The organism is Bifidobacterium erythrocebi (genome assembly GCF_012932675.1).
Lineage (GTDB): Bacteria > Actinomycetota > Actinomycetes > Actinomycetales > Bifidobacteriaceae > Bifidobacterium > Bifidobacterium erythrocebi.
Map to the genome: position 1 here is coordinate 1 of NZ_JAAIIF010000010.1, position 23,589 is coordinate 23,589.

A 23,589-nucleotide genomic window follows, 5' to 3' on the forward strand; every position below is an offset into this window, starting at 1 on the left:
TTCCGTCTCCTGGCTTCCAATCGCGGTTTTTTGTTTTGGCGAATGAAAATCGTACACAGGACGCGGGCCATGCCCTCCTGCGTCAGGGCCGGAATCCGAAAGTGCGCAAGATTTCGGACGTTATCAAACTCTCTCCTTTGAATCATGCTTCAGTAGTGAATTCTTTGATTGTGTTGTTTTTGCGTTGGGCTGCTTTGCCCGTTGGTCTTCAGTGGCGGTCACTTTTTTATACTTAGTAACTGCTTAGTTAAATCATATTATATTTTCTCTATCCTGTTGTTTCCGGCGTGTCCCAACACTTCCCACCCTTCCCTCACCAATCTGCGGTACCTTAGTAAGCACTAAGAGAGAAGGAGAACAGATGCGTCGACGTACCGAGCGGACACCCAAGAAAAGAATGAGCGCCGAGGAGCGCAGACGCAGCATCCTCGAAACCACCATCTCGTTCATCTCCCAGTTCGGATTCTGGGGATTCACCATCCGCGATGTGGCGCAGGCTCAGAACATCACCGAGGCAGGCCTCCTTTACTACTACAACACCAAGGAACAGCTGCTTGAGGAAACCCTCAAGTACGCCGACCGCACCAATCAGATAGCCATCGCCAAGCATCTTGGCGTGGAAGGGGTAACGGGAGAGGTCCTCGAAGACGGCATCGCATACCATTGCGACCTCGGTCTCAAGGCCATCTCCACGGGAACCGTGGAAACGAACGCCGGACGCCCGGAGATGGTCCGCCTCTACACCCTGCTGGAAAGCGAGGCCCTGAGCGCGGACCACCCCGTGCACGAGTATTTCGAACAGCGTGAAATCAATCTGCTCAAGGAATACGCGCTCGCCGCCGAACGGGACGGCGTGCCTGATCCCAAGCGCACCGCATTGCAGGTGCTCTCCGCAATGGAGGGTCTGCAGCTGCGCTGGCTCAACGGGTCGCATGAGGTCGACTTCGTCGGGGAATGGAAGGCCATCATCGACCTGCTCATCCCGTAAGGCGCAATCGGCAGGACCTTTAGCCCACGATCACCGCCAGATTCCACGGGCCGATCTCCAGCTCGCCGCCTTCGGCCACCAGTGAACCGGCCTTGAGCGCGACGCCCGCGTTTGCCGCCGCATCAAGCTCGCCGCTTCTGCCGATCACCTCCGGCGCGACCACCACCTCGCCGGCGACCGGGCTTGCCGCCACGACCGGCTCGGCGGAATAGTTCAGCAGGTAGGTGACCGTCTCGCCCCTGGCATTCACACCCTGGCGCACGGTGAGCGTTCCGGCAAGCCGCTCCCCCACACCGGCAACACCGGCATGGTCGACGGCTTCACGCAGCACCTCGCGGATCGCATCGACATCAAGCAGCGTGGCGATCCATTCGGCGTCGCCCTTGCCGAAGGCATGACGTGTGATGGCCGCATAACCCTTCCACGCATAATGCCCGTACGAAGCCAGCACTTCCGTGTCATCCGCGGCATCAAGCAGTTCGATCATGGACTTCGCCTCGACCGGCTGCATACCGGCAAGCGGGCCGGAGAATTCCACCGGCACGTTCTTCGGCCGGGTGAACTGGTTATAGGTCATACCGAACACATCGGTGAGGTTGTGCGGCGCACGGTCGTGCCATACGGTCACCTCATCGTCGGCCACGAAGGAACGCATGGTGGCAACCAAGTGGCCGCCGTTGGAAACGAATTCACGCAGACGATCGGTCGTCTCCTGCGGAGCGCAGTACAACGCCGGGGCCACGATCATCTCGTATTTGCCCAAACGTTCGGCAGACGCATCGGAGGGGATGAAATCGCATTCCACGTTAAGCTCGAACAGCGCATCGTAGACGTTGCGCACCACATCGTTGTACTTGAGGGTTCCGCCGAACGGGAAACCAGCCTCGATGAGGAACCAGTCGAGCGCGGTCAACGATTCGTTGCTCACCATGATGGCGACCTTGTTGCGCTTCCTCAGGTGGACAAGCCGCTCCCCCACTTCCGGCCTGGCGATTTCGCGGCCGAACACGCCCGCCTCACGGTAGGTGGGATTCGGTTCGAGATCATGGCTCAGGAGACCCTTCCAGTAGGTCTCGAAAGAGTTGTGGATGGAATGCCAATGCCAGTACTCCACCATATCCGCGCCGGAAGCGAGATGGGAGTAAGCCTGCAGACGAAGCTGACCGGGGAACGGCAGCCAACCGTGCTGCCCCTGCGCCTCGGTTTCCAGCACCAGATAGTTGTTGCCGTCCTTGGTGGAGCGGGCCACGTCGCCGCCGAAGGCGATCTCCTTGCCGGTCAGCTCGTCCTCGGTCGGGTGGTAGATGTCCACGCCGGTGATATCCACGGCCGTGGCGGCCTTGAAGTGGTCGACGGACGGCTGCACGCCATAGGAATAACCGCGCCACTCGAAATCGAAATTATGAGTGACGAACTGATCGTCATGCGCGTACTCGCGCACGATATCCGTCTGCCACTGGAGGAACTGGCGCACCTGGTCGCGGCGGAATCTGTCGAATTCACCACCCAAGGACTCGTTGATGGTGGCGGTCACATCCGGGAAATCCTCCCACGAATCGATGCGATTGGACCAGTAATCGAGACCAAAATGCGCGTTCAACGCGTCAAGATCGCCGTGGAACTTCTCACGCAGGTACTTGACGAACAGACGCTGCATATCGTTGGAGACGGAATCGTAGTACTTCGTCTCGTTGTCCACCTGATAGCCGATGACGGCCGGATGGTCGGCAACGTGGGCGATGAGCCGGCGGATCACGCGCTCGCCGTAGAAACGATAGGCGGGATTGACGATATCCATGATCTGACGTGCGCCGTATTTGCCTTGGCCGTTCGGGGTGACGGCCAGCACGTCCGGGTGCATCTTGACCAGCCAGCTGGGCACCGCGTAGGTCGGCGTGCCGACGATCACGCTGATGCCTGCCTTGTGCGCGGCGTCGAGCGCACGGTCCACATGGGAGAAATCGAACACGCCCGGCTGCGGTTCGCAGGTACTCCATGTGGATTCGGCGATACGGATCACGTTCAGCCCGGCATCCTTCATCATGCGCATATCCTCGTCGATGCGGTCGATGCCCTTCATCGTGAGGTATTCGTCATAGTATGCGGCACCGAACAGGATATGATCCACGCAGTTCCTGCCCATAGTTCCTCTTTTCGTTGTCATCGTTGACGCGCCCATCGTTGGCCGTTAACCGTCTTTCATATCTAACGTTCATTAGATATTGTTACGATATATCCGCAGGAAGATGTTGTCAACCACTACTATCTACCGCGTGTTAGATATTTTTACCGGCGGATAACCGTTGCAAATACGCCGTTTTGCAATATCTGTGCAACGACACACCGTTGTTATCTTTCACAAAGTCGACAATAAAAAAAATCAGCAGCAGTGCGCGAGCACCAAAAAGCCCCGCCACACTGCTGCGACGGGGCCATGATGAGATTCCAAGCGTCTCTCAGCGGTAATGATCCCACACCGGGGACGGGAAAATCAGCCGCTCGAAGCCCAACCATTCGTCATACATATCAATGGGCGGCCTACGCGTCCACCGCAACTGGATGCCATCCATGGCTTCCAAGCATTGCCGCACGATCGGGCGCACGTTCTCCCAGCCGCCGACCTCGGGAGGCAGCTTCCACTTGAACTCGGAATAATGGTCCCACACCGCATCCGGACGGTTCTCGAAATACTCGTGCAGTGGGTGCTCGGGGCTGAACGACTCCGATTCCAGCACCATATACAGCTGCAGCAGACTGCGACGCTGGATGTTGTAGCGCACCAGGAATCTCATGTATGCGGGAAGCAGCATGCCCTCCGGATCGCTGCCCGGCAGCCCGGACTCGATGAAATCACGCGGCGTGCCCTCGGCATCATAGTTGTCGGTGATGAGCATCGACAGCAGATTCTCCTTGTTGCCGATGTAATGCAGCATGCCCGGCTGGCTCATGCCGATCGCGTCCGCGATCTCCTTGAGCGACGTGCCGTAATACCCCTTCTCGCCGATCAGCTTCACCGCGGCTTGGATGATCTCGTTCCTGCGTTCCACCGGACTTTTGCGAACGCGTTTCTTCCCCTTATCTGTCATGATTCCCAGTCTACCGAACAGGCGCTCAATAGCGGGAATGCCGCATGTTGACCATGAACAGGCCACCATGCGGCATTCCACGAATATGCGATATGGAACGGCCGCTCGCCGTCAGCCCTGGAACACCTCGGGGTGCTTCGGGTCGCCCGGGATATCGTCCAGCAGACCTTCAAGCCCCAGGAACTCCCGCCAGAAGTCGAGCGGCTGGCCATACGGCGTGGCCTCGCGGCCATGCGCCTGCAGATTGGCCTTGGCCTCAAGCACATCCTCCTCGCGCAGCCCGTCGAAGTAGCTTTCAAGACGAATGCGGTTGGCCGGCACATAGAATAGCGACGAGATGATCTCCGTCAGACGTTCCGCGCGCTCCACCGGCAGCGAATCCCAATGGCGCAGTTCGATGAAGTTCTTCAGACGCACATCGTTGAAATGCGTGGAGATGATGTGGTTGATCTCATAGGCGTTGAGCTCGCGATCGGGGTACACCTCCCCCGCGTTCTCACGGAAGGCGGCGCGATGCAGCTCCTTGCCCGTGGCACCGGTGGCCACCGCTTCGGGCGTGTGCGTCAGATCCGCGAACATCAGCGGCGTGCACAGCACATCGCGCGCGTAATCCTCCCAACCGAAGCGCGGGTCGAACAGACCGGGAATCACGTTCGTGCGCTGGAAGTCCAGGAAGTCCCACATGCGCTGACGTAGCAGCGGGTACGTGTTGAGCTTGCCCTCGAAATACGGGCTGTTGCGGAAGAACCATGCCAGAATCGGCCCGATCGCGGTGCCGACGCGCATCTTGGCGATGGAATCGGCCTCGTCCACATAATCGATGCTCACCTGCGTGGAGGCGGAGCAGCGCATCATGCACGGGCCGAACTCGCCCACCCTGCCGAGGTAATCGGTCATGGCGTCATAGCGGTCCTTCGGATTGACGGGAATGTCGGCGAAGCTGGACTTCGGCTGGTAACCGTAGTGCACAAGCCGAAAGCCGAGCTCTTCGATGATGGGATCGGCCTGGCTGCGGAACTCGCCATACAGGGTGTTCAGTTCCTGCGGCTCATGCAGGATGCCGATGGACGTTTCGACCTGACCGCCCGGTTCCAGCGACACCGAGATCTTGCCACGCCCCAGGCCGACCAGATGCCCGTTCTCCCAATATTCCTTGCTCTCGTCAAAATACGGCGCGATGCGCTTCAGGAACGTCTCGATGCCGTTCGGCTCGTAATAGCTGACCGCGGTGTCGTCGGCATTATGCACCGGCAGATGCTCGATCTCCACGCCGAAACCGCCGGTGCCTCGTTTGGAACAGCCGCTTTCGAAGAACTTCAGCAGGCTTTCGACATGCTTGGGATTCGGTTCGGTAAGCAGATGCGCATAACTGATTCTGGGAGTAACCATGGGCTATATCGTATTCGACGGTGCACCCCGAGCATGCCGAAGACCCACGAATTGGCTATATGAAAAACTAATGGCAGGTGGCATGCCGGGGATTCGGCATGCCGTAGCCCCCACCGCAATCACCTTGCTCCAGCATAAGCGTCGAGTATCGCATACGTCCCGGCATATCTTCGCAAGATATATCGAAAGGGCAAAACGATCAAGACAATTGCAAAACTGCACGGGCTGTACAAGCACCTCAAAAAGCACCTGCCGCCATTCTCGTGACGTTCGCCCCCGACTTTTTTGCCAAACGCTGTTGATACATATTCCCGCATATTGTTCATATGCTCATTGAGCATCTAGATGAAGCAGCTTCTCCAGTTTTTCTGAGAATCCGTCAAGTCGCAACATCCGCAGATGAGCGATTTCTTCGCGCATGGTGCGTGGAGGATTGTCCTTGCTGGACACCACTTCGTTCATCACGTCCAATACGTCGTTTCGGTTTCGTTCCAACAAAAGGCACAGGAAATCGTCGGGATGAATCGCGCTGACCGGATATCGCTTGAGCCGTTCCGGCGGAAAATCCTTGAGATTGTAGGTGACGATGTAGTCGGCGCCTGCGACCAACGCGGCTGCAAGCACATGCCTGTCATCGGGGTCGGGCAGTTCGAGCATCGGTTCGCGCGGCTCCCACCCATAAGCGCAATGCGTAGCGTTCATTGAGCATATCGCACGCAAAAAGCTTTCCACCTGAACGGGGTTACGGTGTTGGCGTTCAATCAGTGTGCGACGCACCTCAGTAAGGATGCGTTCGGACCATACCGCGTCAATACGATTATGTTCGTCCAACGTCAGGAGGATATCGAGCAACCAAGTGGTTGGGAACACATTGGCGTCCAATACAGCAACAGGCCTGGCCATGGTCTTTTGCCCCTCCAGTCAGTCGAACTGGGCTACATAGGCGGATAAATCGTCATCATTCATTGCGATTTCCTGCGCCGCCTGACGCATCGCGGACAAGGATGCCTGCATACGCTCACGTTCCTGACGCTGATAATCCATGACGTCGACCACGTCGACCATGCGGCGGCCGGACTCGCCGTTGCGCGTGAAGGGCAGACGACCGGAATCGAGGATACGGGCGACGGTACGAGGCGAACAATCAAGAAGTCTTGCCGCTTGACCAGTGGTGATCATCCGATGCCGCCCCATGACGCCCATCGCCGCATTCAGCGCCGCCTCGAAGGCTTTGTCGCTCAATTCCACAACTTCGCCATCGGCGGCGACCAAGGCACGATTCCCCATACGAATCGTAGTGCCTTCGTTTGGGGAACGCTTCTTTGCGCGATGGAGATTCTTTTTGTCGACGATGCCGGAGCCTTTGACATGCTGGCTTTCCAATACTGCACTCATATCTGCCTCCCAGGTCGATGGCTTTCTCGTTCAATCACCATATCAAAAGCTGACAAAACTGACAAGATGTCGTTTTGTCATACACATGGGAAGAAGACAAATGAGAAAAAAGAACAAGACGGCACTTATAGAACGACCAATATCGTTCTGTCAAACAACGGCAAAAATGGACAAGCTTGTACCTGCTGGCTACACCGCCCTTTCGCGATTGACCATCGCCGGATCTGACACGCGATGAGCGGAAGTTTATTCTTCGGCGTTCGGGTTGTACTCCACCACGCTGAGGACCACCACGCCATCCGCGGTGTGCACGAACACGTTCGCGCGCCCACCGACGTCTTCCAGCCCCTCGACCAGGTGGGAGATCGGTTCGGAATCCAGCACCGGCAGCACCTGGGCGACGCCATCCGCATCCGTGACGGTCAGGGTGTCGTCCAGATAGCCGGTGGCCAGCGTCTCGTCGACCGCACTTTCGAAGTTGCCCAGCTCGCGGGCTTCCTCTTCCTCGGACTTGACGGCATCCGCCTTGACTGCCTGTTCCGCTGCCTTATCACGCTGATCTTCCATCATGCTTTCCTTCCGTACCGGTTCACGCATATCTCGTTTTGTGCGGCATGCACGAATCGCACCCGCCCTGCCGGACGGCGCACGATACCTCATGCCGCATGTGTTGGAAGCACCCTACCGCCGCAAAGTATCGAGTCCATTTCCCGAAAGAAACACTTTCACATACTGGACAGCCGTGACTACGGGACGGAGGCTCCATTGAAAGCAAGTGCGGATTATCGAGGGATAAACGAGGCGTTGGGTGGGATGGACTCAGAGGAACGACGGTGAAGACAGCAGGCAGGATCTCGTATCGAACGGTCGGATAAAAAACGGGCGGGGAACGGACATGCCATCATACACGTCACACGTCCTTTCCCCACCCGTTTCAGGTCAGCGCTATGGCGCTACTCACCGCCCTGCTGCTTCTTGTGCATCTTCTTGGCGGCGGCGATCATGAGCTTGATGCGGTTGAGCTGGTTTGCCTCGGATGCGCCCGGATCGTAGTCGATGGACACGATGTTCGCCTCCGGGTACAGGCGGCGGATCTTGCCGAACATGCCACGGCCCGTCACATGGTTCGGCAGGCAGGCGAACGGCTGCGCGCACACCACATTCGGGCAGCCCGATTCGATGAGCTCCAGGATCTCGGCGGTCAGCAGCCAGCCCTCACCGGCCTGCACGCCCACGGACGTCACCTCGCCGGCCTTCTTCACCAGTTCCGGCATCGGCAGATCCTGCGAGAACTTGCCGTGCGCCAAGTCGATGGCCTTGCGCACCGGCGCGTTGTACAGATCGAGACCCTTACGCATCACGGCATAGCCGATCTTGCTGCCGCCCATGCCCAGGTAATGCTCGTTCCAATCGGAGATGTACGGGCGGGTGGTCATGAACTCCATGATGCCCGGCACCACGGCCTCGCAATCCTGCGATTCGATCACATCGACCACATGGTTGTTCGCATCCGGCTGGTACTTGACCAGAATCTCGCCGACCACGCCCACACGCACCTTGCGCGGAATGTCCTTGAGCGGCAGCGCATCGAACGACTTGACGATCTCCTTGACGAGCGTGCCGTACGGCAGGTAGCCCTTGCCGATGAACTTGCGCGCCGTCTTGGAATGACCGTGGTTCTCCAACGTCTCGCGCACGATGGTGTCCCACGTGTGGTACAGCTTGTTCGCGCTGCCCGGCGTCACCTCGTACGGACGCACGCGATACAGACACTTCATGAGCAGGTCGCCGATGATCAGCGCCTTGATGGCACGGTGCAGCAGCGCCGGCGTGGCGGTGAAGCCCGGATTGTCCTCGATGCCCTGCGTGGAGATGGCGATCACCGGGATCTGCGGGTAGCCGGCATCCACCAACGCCTTGCGGATCAGGCCGAAGTAGTTGGTGGCGCGGCACATGCCGCCGGTCTGCGTGATGGCCAACGCGGTGTGGTCGGGATCGTACTTGCCCTCCAGCAGCGCGTCCACCAGCTGGCCGATGACCATGATGGCCGGGTAGCAGGCGTCGTTGTTCACGTATTTCAGGCCGGTCTCCACATCCTCGCGGCTGGCGTGCTTGAGGATGTCGAACTTGTAGCCGCCAGAACGGATCACGGATTCCACCAGCGAGAAGTGGATCGGGCTCATCTGCGGGGCCACGATGGTGTAGTCCTTCATATCCTTGCCGAACGGAATACGGTTCGCATACTTGGACATGGTGGCCGAGTTGTGCGCGGAGCCACCGCCCTTGCCGTTCTCCGCGGCACGCCTGGAAGCCTGCTTGACCGCCTCGGTGAGCTTCGGGTTGGCCTTCATCACCGTGTCGAGCATGACCTGACGGCCGGGTGTCGGCGCTTCGGAACCGGTCTTGCGGAATTCGCCCTGCTTGACGCCGGCCTGTTCCTCGGCGGACCTGAGCTGCGCCTCGGCGGCCGCAAGCCTGGCCTTCGCCTCGTCAAGATCGGCCTTGGCCTTGCTGACCGCGGCATCGCCCTCGGATTTGGCCGCGTCGTTCGCCGTGGAGCCTGCCAACGCACGCTTGTGGTTGCGTTCGCGTTCCTCGACGGCGGCCTTGAGCGAACGCAGACGGATCTTCGCCGCACCCAGGTTTGAGACCTCGTCGATCTTCAGCATGGTGTACACGTCGGCCTTGTCCGCCAGAATCTCCGACACCTGGTCGGTGGTGATGGCGTCAAGACCGCAGCCGAAGGAGTTGAGCTGCACGAGCTCCAGTCCCGGGTACGAGGCGACGAAGTTGGCCGCCGCGTACAGGCGGGAATGATAGGCCCACTGGTTGGTCACGCGCAGCGGCATCTTGGTCACCTTGCGGTCGCCGACATGGCGGAAGCCATCGGCATTCCTCTTGCGCGGATCGTTCTCGCCGTCCGCGAGGAATTCGCTCAGGTTCAGCTTCTCGCCCGGCTGCAGCTCGCAGACGGAATCCTCGGACAGCACCACCATGCCCAGCGAGCAGATGGTCTCCGGGATGCCGTGGTTGATCTCCGGATCGACATGGTAGGGGCGACCGGCGAGCACGATGCCGCGGCAGTTGTGCTCCTTCATGTACGCCAACGCTCGCAGGCCCTCCTGCTGCACGTCGTGCTTGAACACCTTGTCTTCGGCATACGCGGCCTTGACCGCCGTCTCGGCTTCCTCGCGGGTCACGTTGGCCCACGCGAATTCCTCCACGATGCGGTCGACCATGAGCTCGTGGTTGGCGAGGTTGAAGTACGGGCGCATGTAGCGCACGCCCTCCTCGCGCAGTTCCGGCATGTTCGCGCCGATGACCACCGGGTAGTTCGCCACGACCGGGCAGTTGTAGTGGTTGTCGGTGTTGGGAACCAGGTTCTCCTCGTAGCTCACGCACGGGTAGAAGATGGTCTTGATGCCCTTGTTGAGCAGCCACTTGATATGGCCGTGCACCAGCTTGGCCGGGTAGCAGATGTTCTCGGAGGCAATCGATTCGATGCCCGTCTCGAACAGTTCGTGCGAGCTGCGGCCGGAGATCATGACCTTGAAGCCCAGGGAGGTGAGCAGCGTGAACCAGAACGGGTAGTTCTCGTACATGTTGAGCGCGCGCGGAATGCCGATCTCGCCACGGGTGGCCTTCTTGTCGGTGAGCCTGCGGTAGGCGAAGCAGCGCTTGTACTTGTAGTCGTACAGATTCGGTCTGTCGGAACGCTTGCGCTTGGCGTCACCGCCACGCTCGCAGCGGTTGCCGGTCACATAGCGGGCGCCGTCGGCGAAGGTGGTGATGGTGAGCTTGCAGTGGTTCTGGCACAGCTTGCACACGTCGCGTTCGGTGGTCATGGTGAGGTTGTCGAGCGCCTCGCCGGTCAGGATGGAGCTGGCGGTGTGCGTCACGCCGTCGATGACGACGGTATGCTCGCCATCCTGCGCGGCACTCCCCTGTTCGGAACCGTCTGCCGCGACCAGCCCATTGGAATCATCCGCAACGTCCACGTAATGCATGCGCGCGGTAAGGGCCGCGCCATACGCGCCCATCAGGCCGGCGATGTTCGGACGGGTCACCTGACGGTCGGTCAGCAGCTCGAAGGCACGCAGCACGGCATCGTTCAGGAACGTACCGCCCTGCACGACCACGGTATCGCCGAGCTCACCGGAATCACGCAGCTTGATGACCTTATACAACGCGTTGCGTACCACCGAATAGCACAGGCCGGCGGCGATGTCCTCGATGCTGGCGCCTTCCTTCTGCGCCTGCTTCACCGAGGAGTTCATGAACACGGTGCACCGCGAACCCAGGTCGACGGGGTGCGTGGAGGCAAGCGCCTTCTGCGTGAATTCCTCGATGCTCAGCCCCATCGACATGGCGAAGGTCTGCAGGAAGGAGCCGCAGCCGGAGGAGCACGCCTCGTTCACGGCGATGGAATCGATCACGCCGTCGGAAATGGCGAGATACTTCATATCCTGACCGCCGATGTCGATCACGGCGGTGACACCGGGGCTGACCATTTCGGCGCCACGGTAGTGGGCCATGGTCTCCACCACGCCCTCGTCCAGATGCAGGCCGGTGGCGATCAGGCCCTCGCCGTAACCGGTGGCGCAGGAACGCGCGATCCACGCGCCCTCCGGCAGTTCCGCCTCGATCTTCTTGGCGATGTTGATGGCCGCGGTCAGCGGGCTGCCCTCGTTATTGGCGTAGCTGGACCAGACGATCTCGCGGTCGTCGTTCACCAGCGTGGCCTTGATGGTGGTGGAGCCGGCGTCGATGCCTAGGAAGTGCGGGCCCTTGGCCCCGTCAAGGTTGCCGATGTGCACATGCTCGCGATGATGGCGCTCGTTGAAGGCCTTGCGATCCTCTTCCGTGGGGAACAGCGGAGGCATGGTGGGCGTGTTGGACGGCAGGTTCTCCAGCTCCTCCAGCCTGGAAAGGATGGCGTTCACCGGCTTGGCCTCGAAATGGTTGCCTTCGTCGTCGGTGTCCTGCTCGGCCTGCAATGCCGCGCCATAGGCCACATACAGGTGGGCGTCGGTGGGGATGATGAACTCGTCCACCTTGCCGTCGAGCGCGCGCTTGAACGCCGCACGCAGTTCGGACATGAAGAACAGCGGGCCGCCGAGGAAGATGACGGTTCCGTGGATCGGGCGCCCGGAGGCAAGGCCGGCGATGGTCTGGGTGGCCACGGCCGTGAAGATGGAGGCGGCCAGATCGGGCTTGGCCGCGCCGTCGTTGATCAGCGGCTGCAGATCGGTCTTGGCGAACACGCCGCAACGCGACGCGATCGGATACAGGTTCTCATAACTTTTCGCCATCTCGTTGAGTCCGGCGGGATCGGTGTCGAGCAGCGTGGACATCTGATCGATGAACGCGCCGGTACCGCCCGCGCACGAACCGTTCATGCGCTGCTCCGGCGTGGGCTTCAGATACGTGATCTTGGCGTCCTCGCCGCCAAGCTCGATGATGACATCCGCCTGCGGGTATTCCTTATCGATCGCCTCGGTCTCGGCGATGACCTCCTGCACGAACGGCACGTGGAGGCTGTCGGCGAGCGCAAGACCGCCGGAACCGGTGATGGCCAGGCGGATCGGTTCGTCGCCGCGGCCACGTTCCTCAAGCATCGCGTGGATATCGGCAAGCAGTCCGGCCACGGTGGCGCGGACGTTGGCGTGGTGGCGACGGTAATCGGAGAACAGCGTTTCCGACAGCGAATCGGACTGGTCGAGCACCACGGCCTTGACTGTGGTGGAACCGATGTCCAATCCCACGCGCAACGGTTTCGCATCAGGGTTCGCGGACTGCAATGTGCTCACGATAGGTGCGGTATCAGCCATGTATTCCTCTACAACTCGGTTTTCGGCCTCACACCGCCTGTTATGCCCTTCACATATCCGGCCGGATAATAAGGTACCGGGGGCGGTGCTGCCGACTTGCTGGAGAACCAGCTTAGTCCGACCACCCGCCTAACAGTTTTGCGGTGTCAAGCGATTCAGCTTACGGAGTACCGTCCGTGCGATGTCGGTACCGTTTGGCCCGTAGGGGTTCGCCGCGCCGCAGGCTTCGCGGGGCGTACGACACACGGTACACATCGTTGCCGTCAATGGTTTTCTTGCACTGTTTGCCGTGCCGTCGCTACTCGCCTGCTTGGCTGCTCAGCCATTGTCTGGCCGCGTCGATCGCCTGTTCCAACGTGGCTTTGGCCGTTTCGTAGGCGTGCGAATCCCTGACGTTCGGATCGTTGGCCAGGTTCTGCGCGGCGTCGAGTCCCTTGCTCAGCGCGCTGCTCGCCAGCTGTTTCAGCGTGCTGTTCAGTTCGCTGTTCTTCAATTGGTCCAGGAGCCCGCGTGCGGAGTCGATGGTGTTCTGCAGGTCCTGTCTGCCTTGTTCCAGTGCCTTACTGCTTCCGCTATCGTCGCTGTCGGCGTTATCGGAGTTATCGGAGTCGTTGCCGTTGTTTCCGTCCGTGCCGTTGCCGTTGCTTGAGGACGAATCGTTGCCGGCATTGTTCTTCGACGAGGAATCGGCACCGAGCTTGCCGGCTTCCTTCGTGATTGTGCCGATGGATTTGCGCAGGGACGCGGTGGCGCTGGATACGGTGTCTTTGACCAGATTGAGCTGGGTGATCGTGGCGTTGGCCGCGCACCCTTCGGTGCCGACCGTGCGTTCGGCCTGGCTTGAGGCGTCCGCCGCCGCGTCGAGGATATCATCCACGCCCAGCACGCTGCGCAGCAGTTGCTGCACCTGTGTCGAGGATTCGCCGGTGTCCAGCAGCTCCTTGCGCGCGGCGGTGAATTCGCTCACGGCATTCCGGCAATCGGCCAATGCCTGGTCATGCTTGTTACGGTAGGCAAGGAACCCTGCGGTTCCGGCGACGATGGCCACCACCACGATGACGGCCACCACCAGCGGCCAGCGCTTGTGGCGTATCGGGCCTGCGGGCTGCTCGCCCCGCTGCGGCGGATACTGTGCATCAGAATATTGAGGCTGGTATTGCGCGGTCGGGTATTGTGTCGGATACTGCGCGGTCGAATACGCATCGCCGCCTGCCGCCTGCCGCTGCGGTATCACTTGCGTGTCCGCTATATACCGTGCATCCTGCGCGGGCTCATATTGTGCATCCCGTTGTTCGGCATCGGCCTGCGACTCAGAAAGCGGCGTCGCGATCGGCTGGGTCTTCTGCTCATCCATGGGCATGGTTCTCCTTACTACGGCGACTTCCGCTATACGACTCGACGTCATGGCATGCGCCTATAAGCCCAATCCTACCCACAGCCCCGCGGATTACGCCTACATGGCGAATCCGGAAAACCATGGAACGGGCGGGTTTCGGGTACGCTCGAATCATGCATATGAGCGATCAGGAATTCGAAAGCGCCGTCGAGGAGGCCCTGGCCACGATCCCCTCCCGATTCACCGAAGCATTGAGCAACATCGCCATCGCATGGGATTACGAGCCCACGGCAAACGAACTTGGCGGCCTGAACTGTTCCGACGGCGAATTGCTCGGCCTCTACACCGGCGTGCCCATCACGCAGCGGACCACGTCGTACAGCGGCGTCATGCCCGACATGATCACCATCTTCAAAGGACCACACGAGCGCGTATGCGCCACACGGCAGGACATGGTCGAACAGATCGGCAAAACCGTCATCCACGAAATCGGGCATTATTTCGGATTCGACGACGACTACCTCCATGCGCACGGATACTAGACCCGCACGCGTTTCGACGCATCGGCGGCGTCAGGAAGCCTGCGCCCCCTCGCCCGCGTCACGGTCCTTCAAATAGATCTCCGACACCTGACGTTCCTGATCGTGCAGCCTGGCCCAGACCACCGGCTCACCGGCGGCCAGAGACCTGGGCACATCGAGAATGCGCTGGTTCCTGGACCCGCGGAACTGCAGCAGCGAATCATGCTGATCCTTGAGATACCGTCCATCCACCAGAATGTCGATGAGTTCCAGCAGCTCATGCTTGTCGTGCGTCTCACCCTCGCGCATCAGCTCCTCCCACGTGTAGCCCGTCCAGCACCAGATGTCCTTATCATGCCCGAATTCGCGCCTGATCCGCCTGGCCAGCGGAACCAGCACCGGCGTGGCAAGCATCGGCTCGCCACCCAGGAACGTGATGCCCTGCACCCACGGCGCGCGAAGATCATCGATGATCCTGTCCTCCAGACGCTGCGAATACTCGTGCCCGGCCTGGAAATCCCAGATCGACGCGTTGAAGCACCCGGAACAATGGAACGGGCAGCCGGACACATACAGGGAATTGCGCACACCCTCGCCGTCGGTGACGATGAACGTCTTGTAGTCGGCGATCATGCGCTTGGACATGCGCCTGCCATCCCATTGCCCGGCACGCGGATCATTGGCAAGCCCCCGGGACGGCACGCCCGGTCCACGCCCCGACTCGCCTTCGGCGAAATCATGACGCTTCTGCTCGTCCTCGGCCTTGCGGAACTCCCCCATATGCACTCTCCCATCACCACACGCCCGGACAACCGCCGGGCAATCACATTCGAGACGGCAACATGCGCCGTACCCACACAAACAATCGAGGGCGACCGGCGGAATTCAACCGGACGCCCTCGCCACTGCAATCGCATGCCTTGCCGGATATCGGATACCGGATCGCCCCCGGCAAGGCGCATCACGCCACGTGACCTGCGTGAACGCGAACGCTAACCGACCGCTACTTGGTCTCCTCGAACCACTCGCGCTCGGAGCCATCGCTCAACGTCACATGACCGGTCTCGCCGCTCATATGCTTGACACGATGCGCGATCTCCTCATGACGGCCATGCACCATCGGGCGCTGCACCGGATTGCCCAGGTAGCCGCACGTGCGCTTCGTCACATTGCACTTGTCCGGATCGGAATTACCGCATTCGGGGCATTTGAAGCCCTCGTCGGTGGGCTCGAAATCGCCCTGGAAGCCGCACACGAAGCAATGGTCGATCGGCGTGTTCGTGCCGAGATAGCCGATGCCGATGTTGTAGGCGTAATCCCACACGGCCTCCAGCGCCTTCGGATTGTCCTGCAGGCACGGGTACTCGCAGTAGTTGATGAAACCGCCGGACGCATAGTACGGGAAGTCCTTCTCGTACGACAGCTTCTCCATCGGAGTGGGCTGCAGCCACACCGGGTAGTGGAAGGAATTCGTATAGAAATCGTGGTCGGTCACGCCCTCGACCCTGCCGAACTTCTCACGATCCATACGGTTGAAACGATCGGTCAGCGACTCGGCCGGCGTGGAATACACCGAATAATGGTAGCCCTCCGCCTTGCTCCACTGCTTGCACAGCTCGTTCATGCGCTTGACGATGGACAGCGCGAACTCCTTGCCTTCCGGATCCCAGCCATGATCGCGGATCCAGTCCTTGCCATAGAACACGGCGGTCGCCTCGGCCAGGCCGATATAGCCCAGCGACACGGTGGCACGCTCGTTCTTGAACAGCGCATCGACATTATCGTTGGCGCCCAGGCGGCCGAACGCGCCATAACGGAACAGCGTGGGGGCATTCACCGGAGTCGCCTGCTTGCAGCGCATGATACGGAACTGCAACGCCTGATGGGCGATCTCCATACGCTCGTTGAACAGCTTCCAGAACCGATCCTTGTCCTTATGGGACTCCAAGGCGATGCGCGGGATGTTCACGGAGACCACGCCCAGATTCATGCGGCCGTCCTCCTCATCCTTGCCGGTCTCGGGGTTGACCCACCCCTGCAGGAAGGAACGGCAGCCCATCGGGGCCTTGAAGGAACCGGTGATCTTGACGATGTTCTCATAGAACACCACATCCGGGTACATGCGCTTGGTGGAGCACTCCAGCGCCAGCTGCTTCAGATCGTAGTTCGGATCCTCGGGATCGCAGTTCACACCATGCTTGATCGTGAACACCAGCTTCGGGAAGATCGCGGTGTGATGATCCTTGCCCAGGCCACGGATGCGGTTCAGCAGGATCGCGCGCTGGATCTCGCGGGCGAACCAGTCGGTGCCCAGACCGAACCCGACGGTGACGAACGGGGTCTGGCCATTGGACACACGATTCGAGTTGATCTGGTACTCCATGGTCTGCATGGCATCGTAAATGGCCTTGCGCGTACGGATCTTGGCCAGGATCTCACGCTCCTGCTCCAGCTCGTCCACATCGGAATGGAACGGCGTATCCATGGGAAGCGGCTCGCGCGAACCGAAATGCAGCTTGCTCGGCTCGTTCCTCTTGGCGTTCTCCACCTGACGGCGGGCGAACTCCACCGGCATGCCGTCGGGGATGTTCTCACGCGCCTCCTCAAGGAACTTCTCGTAATCCTTCTTCGCGTAGCGGGCAAGATGCTCGTCCGCACGGTTCGCGGTCTGACCGCCATACTGGCTGGACGCCACATCCTTCATGATCTGCGTGATCTGCGTGGCCGCGATGGCAATGGACTTCGGGGACGCCATCGGCGCATTGCCCAGCGTGAACCCATTGGCCAGCATGTCCCAGAAATTCGGCAGGGAACAGTTCGACTGCGCGGTGAACGGCGAATAATCGGCGTCATGGAAATGAATATCGCCCTTCATATGCGCATTGGCGACCGCCTGCGGCAGCATATTCAGCGCCGCGGCCTTGCTGACCGCACCGGCAAGCAGATCACGCTGCGTGGCATACACGTTGGAATCCTTATTGGCATTCTCATGAATCAGCGTGGGATCGTTGTTGATAAAACGGGCGACAGCCTCGTTCACATCCGTGGCCTTGGCTCGCTGAATATCCTTGTCAAGACGGTAATTGGTGTAATTACGGGCCACGTCATACAGATGATCCTCAATAAGCGCATGCTCGACAAGATTCTGAATATCCTCGATCTTGGCCGGACCCGCATAGCGTTCCTTGATCTCGCCCTCGACCTGATTGGCCAGATCGCGGATCAGCGACTCCTCCTCCGGGCCTACTTCCTTATCCAGATCAGCGAATGCGGACTTCACAGCGGCAATGATGTTGACCGGATCGAAATCCACGATACGACCGTCGCGCTTCTCCACCTGCACCGTGCTTGTGGAGGTTTTAGCGGTTGCCGTGCTGGCTGTTTCCATCGTCATCTTCCTGCCTTTTCCTAGGCGCTCGCGCGCCCCTCTCATACATCGCGTCTGAGCGTTTTCGTTTTTGTTGCCTCATGTACTGTACCCCTACATATAGTTCCGCCACGCCGTCCAGACACTAGGACTAGTGTTTTTCGGCGTAATACCGCCAAAAAGACAATTGTGTGATTAACGTAACAATCCACCCGCGGACCACACCAAAACAGCCTCAAAACAAGGCGGCAGAACACGACACGCGGCAAGCCCCGCGACCACAAGCGCAACACCCCGACCACCATCCACAACACCACCCTCCGATTCGACCCCGCACCTATAGTGGTGCCCATGAACGAAGACCCGAACATGACCGGCATGCCCATACCCCGTCCGTTCGACCAACTGCCCAGGCTCGCCCGCGACACCACCGCGGACAACCCCTGGCCGGTAAGCGTGCTGAGCCAGAAATTCCACACCGCAGTGGAAAAATGGCCCGCAGCATGGATCTGCGGACAAATCACCGAAATCAACACCCGGCGAGCAGGCTCCGCCTACCTCACCGTGCGCGACGACTTCGAAGACATCGCCATCTCCGTATCCGGATGGCGAGCCTTCGCCGCCGCAGCCTCGCAATTCCGCCAAGGCGACCGCGTGGTCATCCACGGCCACGCCGACATCTGGGTGAAGCAGACCAGACTCAGCTTCATCGGCGACGACATCCGCAAAATCGGCGCAGGCGGACTCAAGGAACAAATCGACGAACTGCGCAAGAAACTCAAAGGCGAAGGCCTCTTCGACGCCGACCGCAAAAAGCCGCTGCCGGAATTCCCCCGCTGCATCGGACTGATCTGCGCCCCACAGGCACGCGCGGAAGGCGACGTGATCACCAACGTGAACCTCCGCTGGCCAGCCGTGCGTTTCAAAGTGCTCCACGCGCACGTACAAGGCACCCAATGCCCACCCGACATCATCGCCGCGATCCGCCAGCTGGACGCCGACCCCGACGTCGACGTCATCATCGTGGCACGCGGCGGCGGCGCATTCGAAGACCTCGTCGGTTTCTCCGACGAAGGCGTGGTGCGAGCCGCGGCAGCCTGCAACACGCCCCTCGTCTCGGCCATCGGCCACGAAGACGACTGGACGCTCATCGACCTCGCAGCCGACCTGCGCGCCTCCACACCAACCGACGCAGCCAAGAAGGTAGTACCGGATATCCGCGAACAATGGCAGCTCATCGACAACGCCATCCGCCAAATGCGCATGCGCATCTCCGGACGCGTGGATTCCGAACTCCGGCTCATCGAAGGCTACGCGAACCGACCCAGCCTGACCCAACCACTCACCATGCTCGAACCGCACCAGCGTCTCATCGACGACGCACGCAACCGCATGGACATCGGCCTGCGCCGCATCGTGGACGACGCCTCGCTCACCATCGAAAAGGCGCACGCCTCACTCACCGCGCTCAGCCCGCAATCAACCCTCAACCGCGGCTACGCCGTCGTACAGGATGCTGACGGGCACGTACTGGCCGACGCCCAGAAGACCTCGCCCGGCAGCAAGCTCACGCTGACACTGAAGAAGGGCATCATCACCGCCACCGTGGACAGCGCCGAATAACGGCACGGCACACGGGATCCCACGCAACATCAACACCGCAACACAGGAACACAGACACAGAAGGAACGAACCATGACAGATCAGAACACCGCAGCATCCACGCTCACCGACGACGAACGCAAGGCCATCGAACAGATGCCCTACGAGGAGGCCCGCGACAAGCTCATCGAAGCAGTCCAGGCCCTGGAAGCCGGTGGACTGAACCTCGACCAGTCCATGCGCCAGTGGGAAGTCGGAGAGGCATTGGCCAAGCGCGCACAGACCCTGCTGAACGAAGTACGCGCCAAGCTCGACGCGGCACAGAACGCGCAGGCAGCCACGGCCGATACTGCCGGCACGCAGTCGAATCTGGACTGAGGGCGTATTTTCCGCCTGTGCAGCTTACTGCAACTAGTCTTCCGTGATCAGTCCCCCTGATGCAGGCGGTATGACGGGGTCTCCGCACGACATGTTCGACACACTCAAGGCCGTTCGGCCAAGCCTACGGTCTCACATGCCGCGCAGAGACCCCTGTTTCTCTGTGAAGGCAATCTTCGGCTTGATAAACATGTACAAGTTCTCAGCGTGATGTGTTCGACACACTCAAGGCGCCGCTGCGCGGCCTTCGCGGCACAGCCGCTCACTTCGCCTACGAAGAGCCCACCGGGCTCTTCGCTTCACGGCTCAGCAGCCAAGCCTACGGTCTCACATGTCATACGAAAAGCCCCTATTTCTCTGCAAAAGGTGATTTTCTGGCTCGTTAGCACAGCCAGATATGGATGATACGGAGTTCGCTGCACCGAGAATCACCTAGCGTAGCCGGATGCGGATGACATGCGGGAACGACGACATACAGGAGCCGTCAGCGTAGCCGGATGCGGATGACATGCGGGAACGACGACATACAGGAGCCGTCAGCGTAGCCGGATGCGGGAGAAATACGCAAGAGGGCACACTGGAGATCCATCAACGTAGCGAAACAAGGGCAGCGGATGGGGACGGCCCTGTTTGGGGAACATCAGCGTAGCCGGATACGAGTGAGACTAGGAGATAGCCACACACAGGAATCATCAGCGTAGCTGGATGCGGATGATATGAGGGAACGGCAACGTACAAGGACTGTCAGCGTAGGCGGATGCGGGTGAAGCTAGGAGATAGCCACATACAGGAGTCATCAGCGTAGCTGGATGGGGATGGCATGTGGCGATGGCTTCGCCGACGTACCGGAGTGACCGAGGGGCGTGTTCGGAGTTATTGGCGGCCTACGTCGATGGTGGCGAGCAGGGCGGCGTGATCGGAACCGCTGATACGCTTCACCTGCACCTGACCGGCGGTCATGTCGCTGTCGACCACCACGTGATCCGCTGCGGTCAGCGCGGGCACTGCGAACAGATTCGCCGGCGCGGTGAACGCGAACCCGTGCCCGGACCCGTACGCCGCATCACGGAACCGCGTACCCAGGAACTCGCGCATCGACGCGTGATCCATCGTCGCATTGAAATCGCCCATGAACACGTATCTGGTCCCCTCATCGGCGCGCTTCAACCCAAGCTCGTCCAAGGAACGCTTCCACTGCCGCCAATCCCCCTGCCACGGCGACGTGGTGTGCACGGACACGAACCGGACCTGCTTCTGCCCGCCGGAGAACGACACCGTGCCGCCCGGCATGAATGACGCGCTGGAATTCACCGCATCATCAACCGGATCGGCCAACGGCGTGGCCGACCACAAACCGTTCCCGTACGCGCCATCCATCGTGGACACCTGCGAATACGGCAGATAGGTCTCGATATGCGCGTTCTTCAACCTCTCGATGAACTCGTTCGTCGTCTCCTGCAACGCCAGCACCTCGACCCGTTCATCGCGCACCAAGTCGACGATCTGCTGCGCATCCGCCTCGCCCTTATAGACATTGAGCGTCATCACACGCGCATACTGGTCATCCGTATCCGCAATGGAATGGGCTACGGCCGCAGTGGCCGCCATAGGCAGCGGATGCGTGGACGAAAAGAACGGATACTGCCACCAGCAGTTCACCGCAAGACCGGCAAGGGCGATCAGCGCCACCACCGTACGACGGGAGAATATGGCAAGCCCCAGCGCCAACGCGGCGATGACGATGAACCACGGCACGAAGAACAGCACCAGCGGAATATATGGCAGCGCCTGCAAGTCGGCCGGCAACGCGCGCAACACGATCTGCACCAGCACCGCAAGCGTCAGCACGCCGCTCAAGGCACCGACCAGCTTGCGCTTGTGCCGTAACGCTTTGGCATTCGGCTTGGCAGCCGACTTGGGTCTTGGCTTACCCGCCTTCGCACCTGCCGATTTGCCGCCGCTCTTCCGCTTACCCTGAGAGGAGACCATGCTTCCCTTTCCATTCGAGCCGCCATTACTCCACCGGGACTTTGCCCGCCGCTCTGCCACTCTACCCGCGCCGGAAGTCGACCGCTCACGCAATCGGCCATTGCCACCAACGATTCACGCCAACCAACGCCAACCAACGCGTGATTACGCCCTGAGCTCAACCATGAGCACGGCCGTCGCAGCCCCGCGCCGGCGGAAAAGACACGGCAGGGCGTTGACATCGCCGCAATGCGTGTACAATGTAAACGCTGTTGCCCCAGTAGCTCAGTGGATAGAGCACTTCTCTCCTAAAGAAGGTGTCGTAGGTTCGATTCCTATCTGGGGCACTTTTTCATATTCGGACCAGTGGAATACCGCCTAGGTCTTGGCCGCTTGGTCTGAGGTCGGTCTTCGCACGGTTTCGACGCCTGTGCTTGTGATTCAACCAATCGGTTCGGCCAGCGGGGCACGACCCGTGGTGTCACGCAGCACCAGCACCGGCTCCTGCGACTCGTGCGGCTCCTCCAGAGTCTCGCCCTTGAGCAACCGCAGCGTCTGGCGTGCGGCGAGACGGCCCAATGCAAGCGGATTCTGCCGGATCGTCGTCAAGTCGGCTACCTCGGCGATATCCGCATCGTCGAAGCCAATGACCGAGATATCGTCCGGCACGCGCAGATGCTGCCGCTTCAGCTCCTTGATCAACGCAATCGCCAGCTGATCGGTTTCCACGCACACACCAGTCGGACGGTTCGGCGACGACAGCATCTTGGCGACCAGTTCGGCGGCAAGACGCGCCTTGCCATACGATTCGGGATGTTCGCCGCCCACCACGATGGAAGCGTTGGTCTCGTCGTAGCCGTTCTGCTCGGCCGCTTCAAGAAAACCCTCCACACGCTGGTTCGTGGAATACACCATGTTCCCCGGAATGTAGTCGCCGGCGAACGCGATATGCTCATGCCCGAGCGACTTCAGCAGGCACACGCCCTTGGCCATGCCGCTGAAATTATCGACGCATACGGATGCATCGAACGAGGATTCCGCGGGGATGTTCACGCCGATCACGGGCATGTCGATGGACGTGAGCTGTTCGCGCTGGGTGCCATCCAGCTGGAACGACGCGATGATGATGGCATCCGCGTTGCGGTCCTTGGGCAGCCGCGCGAAATACCGGTTCATCTCATCCCTGCCGCAGATGAACGACGGGCAGACATCGTAGCCCTCGGGGGCAAGCACCTCGTACACGCCCTGCAGCACATTGGCGTTGAACCATTCATTGAGCCCGCCCGAGCACAACAGAATGATGCGCATGGTCCTGCCGGACGCCAATGCCGATGCGCTTTTCGACAGTGTGAAACTCAGCCGTTCGGCCGCTTCCTCGACCTTTCTGCGCGTGGCCGGCGCGACCCTGTCCACGCCGCGCAGAGCGCGGGACACCGTCGCCTGCGACACTCCGGCCAGTTTGGCCACATCCGCGATCGTAGCTCGTGCCATACCGTCACCTCCTGCTGATGTTCAACGCTTCCATAATAGCGAAAACCTTGATTTCATTGGGAAACACGCCATATATGCATGGTATTGCGCACCCAAAATGTAAGCGCTATCATTCATGGTATCAACGAGCCAGCAACAAGACAACGACACCCCGCAACAACCCCAACAATTAGGGCTTAAGCAAGGGAACGCAAGCGTTGTCACAAAGCCATCGTCGCGCGCGCCAATCATCGGCAC

At 60.3% G+C, this 23,589-nt stretch carries 17 protein-coding genes and 1 tRNA gene; 6 read left to right on the plus strand and 12 right to left on the minus strand.

Annotation, left to right across the window (positions count from 1 at the left end; genetic code table 11):
• A partial coding sequence (locus G1C98_RS09280) for a hypothetical protein (protein ID WP_205831934.1) occupies positions 1 to 236 on the plus strand: 236 nt, incomplete at its 5' end.
• Positions 237 to 361: 125 nt separating this feature from the next.
• On the plus strand, positions 362 to 988 hold the full coding sequence (locus tag G1C98_RS06860) for a TetR/AcrR family transcriptional regulator (RefSeq protein WP_169080510.1): 627 nt from the start codon (positions 362 to 364) through the stop codon (positions 986 to 988).
• Positions 989 to 1,007: 19 nt separating this feature from the next.
• Here the strand turns inward: G1C98_RS06860 and G1C98_RS06865 are convergent, their stop codons facing one another.
• The 8 genes from G1C98_RS06865 to G1C98_RS06900 all read right to left on the minus strand — a co-directional run bounded on the left by G1C98_RS06865 (position 1,008) and on the right by G1C98_RS06900 (position 14,043).
• Entirely contained in the window at positions 1,008 to 3,131 is a 2,124-nt protein-coding gene (locus G1C98_RS06865) for a beta-galactosidase (protein ID WP_169080511.1), read from the minus strand.
• 313 nt (positions 3,132 to 3,444) lie between these two features.
• On the minus strand, positions 3,445 to 4,074 hold the full coding sequence (locus G1C98_RS06870) for a TetR/AcrR family transcriptional regulator (protein ID WP_169080512.1): 630 nt from the start codon (positions 4,072 to 4,074) through the stop codon (positions 3,445 to 3,447).
• A 111-nt stretch (positions 4,075 to 4,185) separates the two neighbouring features.
• Positions 4,186 to 5,463, minus strand: a complete 1,278-nt coding sequence (locus G1C98_RS06875) for a glutamate-cysteine ligase family protein (protein WP_169080513.1) — start codon at positions 5,461 to 5,463, stop codon at positions 4,186 to 4,188.
• A gap of 330 nt (positions 5,464 to 5,793) precedes the next feature.
• Positions 5,794 to 6,366, minus strand: coding sequence for a PIN domain-containing protein (locus tag G1C98_RS06880; RefSeq protein ID WP_169080514.1), 573 nt, complete (start codon positions 6,364 to 6,366; stop codon positions 5,794 to 5,796).
• 18 nt (positions 6,367 to 6,384) lie between these two features.
• Positions 6,385 to 6,858, minus strand: a complete 474-nt coding sequence (locus G1C98_RS06885) for a helix-turn-helix domain-containing protein (protein ID WP_169080515.1) — start codon at positions 6,856 to 6,858, stop codon at positions 6,385 to 6,387.
• A 246-nt stretch (positions 6,859 to 7,104) separates the two neighbouring features.
• The gene (locus G1C98_RS06890) at positions 7,105 to 7,428 is read right to left on the minus strand and encodes a hypothetical protein (protein ID WP_169080516.1); all 324 of its coding nucleotides are present in this window, start codon (positions 7,426 to 7,428) and stop codon (positions 7,105 to 7,107) included.
• Positions 7,429 to 7,811: 383 nt separating this feature from the next.
• The gene (locus G1C98_RS06895) at positions 7,812 to 12,689 is read right to left on the minus strand and encodes an acyl-CoA dehydratase activase-related protein (RefSeq protein ID WP_169080517.1); all 4,878 of its coding nucleotides are present in this window, start codon (positions 12,687 to 12,689) and stop codon (positions 7,812 to 7,814) included.
• Between the two features lie 298 nt (positions 12,690 to 12,987).
• Positions 12,988 to 14,043: a hypothetical protein gene (locus tag G1C98_RS06900; protein WP_205831935.1), complete on the minus strand. Its 1,056-nt coding sequence runs from the start codon at positions 14,041 to 14,043 to the stop codon at positions 12,988 to 12,990.
• A 155-nt stretch (positions 14,044 to 14,198) separates the two neighbouring features.
• Between G1C98_RS06900 and G1C98_RS06905 the strand changes: the two genes are divergently transcribed.
• Positions 14,199 to 14,567 carry a metallopeptidase family protein gene (locus tag G1C98_RS06905; protein ID WP_169080518.1) on the plus strand — a complete coding sequence of 123 codons (369 nt, stop codon included), beginning with the start codon at positions 14,199 to 14,201 and terminating at the stop codon, positions 14,565 to 14,567.
• Positions 14,568 to 14,597: 30 nt separating this feature from the next.
• On the opposite strand, the gene nrdG is transcribed toward G1C98_RS06905, so the two are convergent.
• Together nrdG and nrdD are read right to left on the minus strand one after the other, a co-directional pair.
• Positions 14,598 to 15,326, minus strand: a complete 729-nt coding sequence (gene nrdG, locus G1C98_RS06910; protein ID WP_169080519.1) for an anaerobic ribonucleoside-triphosphate reductase activating protein — start codon at positions 15,324 to 15,326, stop codon at positions 14,598 to 14,600.
• A gap of 223 nt (positions 15,327 to 15,549) precedes the next feature.
• A complete protein-coding gene (gene nrdD / locus G1C98_RS06915; protein WP_417852304.1) occupies positions 15,550 to 17,940 on the minus strand; it encodes an anaerobic ribonucleoside-triphosphate reductase in 2,391 nt (796 codons plus the stop codon).
• Between the two features lie 324 nt (positions 17,941 to 18,264).
• On the opposite strand from nrdD, the gene xseA reads away from it, so the two are divergent.
• A complete protein-coding gene (xseA, locus tag G1C98_RS06920) occupies positions 18,265 to 19,536 on the plus strand; it encodes an exodeoxyribonuclease VII large subunit (protein ID WP_169080520.1) in 1,272 nt (423 codons plus the stop codon).
• 72 nt (positions 19,537 to 19,608) lie between these two features.
• A complete protein-coding gene (locus G1C98_RS06925) occupies positions 19,609 to 19,893 on the plus strand; it encodes an exodeoxyribonuclease VII small subunit (protein WP_169080521.1) in 285 nt (94 codons plus the stop codon).
• An 873-nt stretch (positions 19,894 to 20,766) separates the two neighbouring features.
• Here the strand turns inward: G1C98_RS06925 and G1C98_RS06930 are convergent.
• Positions 20,767 to 21,882 carry an endonuclease/exonuclease/phosphatase family protein gene (locus G1C98_RS06930; RefSeq protein WP_169080522.1) on the minus strand — a complete coding sequence of 372 codons (1,116 nt, stop codon included), beginning with the start codon at positions 21,880 to 21,882 and terminating at the stop codon, positions 20,767 to 20,769.
• 253 nt (positions 21,883 to 22,135) lie between these two features.
• Between G1C98_RS06930 and G1C98_RS06935 the strand changes: the two genes are divergently transcribed.
• Positions 22,136 to 22,208: transfer RNA gene (locus tag G1C98_RS06935), tRNA-Arg, on the plus strand.
• 94 nt (positions 22,209 to 22,302) lie between these two features.
• Here the strand turns inward: G1C98_RS06935 and G1C98_RS06940 are convergent.
• Positions 22,303 to 23,352: a LacI family DNA-binding transcriptional regulator gene (locus G1C98_RS06940; RefSeq protein WP_169080523.1), complete on the minus strand. Its 1,050-nt coding sequence runs from the start codon at positions 23,350 to 23,352 to the stop codon at positions 22,303 to 22,305.
• Positions 23,353 to 23,589 lie beyond the last annotated feature (237 nt).

Coding starts and splice junctions, on each gene's coding strand:
- G1C98_RS06860 (WP_169080510.1), top strand. CDS start 362: ATGCGTCGACGTACCGAGCGGACACCCAAGAAAAGAATGAGCGCCGAG.
- G1C98_RS06865 (WP_169080511.1), bottom strand. CDS start 3,131: ATGGGCAGGAACTGCGTGGATCATATCCTGTTCGGTGCCGCATACTAT.
- G1C98_RS06870 (WP_169080512.1), bottom strand. CDS start 4,074: ATGACAGATAAGGGGAAGAAACGCGTTCGCAAAAGTCCGGTGGAACGC.
- G1C98_RS06875 (WP_169080513.1), bottom strand. CDS start 5,463: ATGGTTACTCCCAGAATCAGTTATGCGCATCTGCTTACCGAACCGAAT.
- G1C98_RS06880 (WP_169080514.1), bottom strand. CDS start 6,366: ATGGCCAGGCCTGTTGCTGTATTGGACGCCAATGTGTTCCCAACCACT.
- G1C98_RS06885 (WP_169080515.1), bottom strand. CDS start 6,858: ATGAGTGCAGTATTGGAAAGCCAGCATGTCAAAGGCTCCGGCATCGTC.
- G1C98_RS06890 (WP_169080516.1), bottom strand. CDS start 7,428: ATGATGGAAGATCAGCGTGATAAGGCAGCGGAACAGGCAGTCAAGGCG.
- G1C98_RS06895 (WP_169080517.1), bottom strand. CDS start 12,689: ATGGCTGATACCGCACCTATCGTGAGCACATTGCAGTCCGCGAACCCT.
- G1C98_RS06900 (WP_205831935.1), bottom strand. CDS start 14,043: ATGGATGAGCAGAAGACCCAGCCGATCGCGACGCCGCTTTCTGAGTCG.
- G1C98_RS06905 (WP_169080518.1), top strand. CDS start 14,199: ATGCATATGAGCGATCAGGAATTCGAAAGCGCCGTCGAGGAGGCCCTG.
- nrdG (WP_169080519.1), bottom strand. CDS start 15,326: ATGGGGGAGTTCCGCAAGGCCGAGGACGAGCAGAAGCGTCATGATTTC.
- nrdD (WP_417852304.1), bottom strand. CDS start 17,940: ATGACGATGGAAACAGCCAGCACGGCAACCGCTAAAACCTCCACAAGC.
- xseA (WP_169080520.1), top strand. CDS start 18,265: ATGAACGAAGACCCGAACATGACCGGCATGCCCATACCCCGTCCGTTC.
- G1C98_RS06925 (WP_169080521.1), top strand. CDS start 19,609: ATGACAGATCAGAACACCGCAGCATCCACGCTCACCGACGACGAACGC.
- G1C98_RS06930 (WP_169080522.1), bottom strand. CDS start 21,882: ATGGTCTCCTCTCAGGGTAAGCGGAAGAGCGGCGGCAAATCGGCAGGT.
- G1C98_RS06940 (WP_169080523.1), bottom strand. CDS start 23,352: ATGGCACGAGCTACGATCGCGGATGTGGCCAAACTGGCCGGAGTGTCG.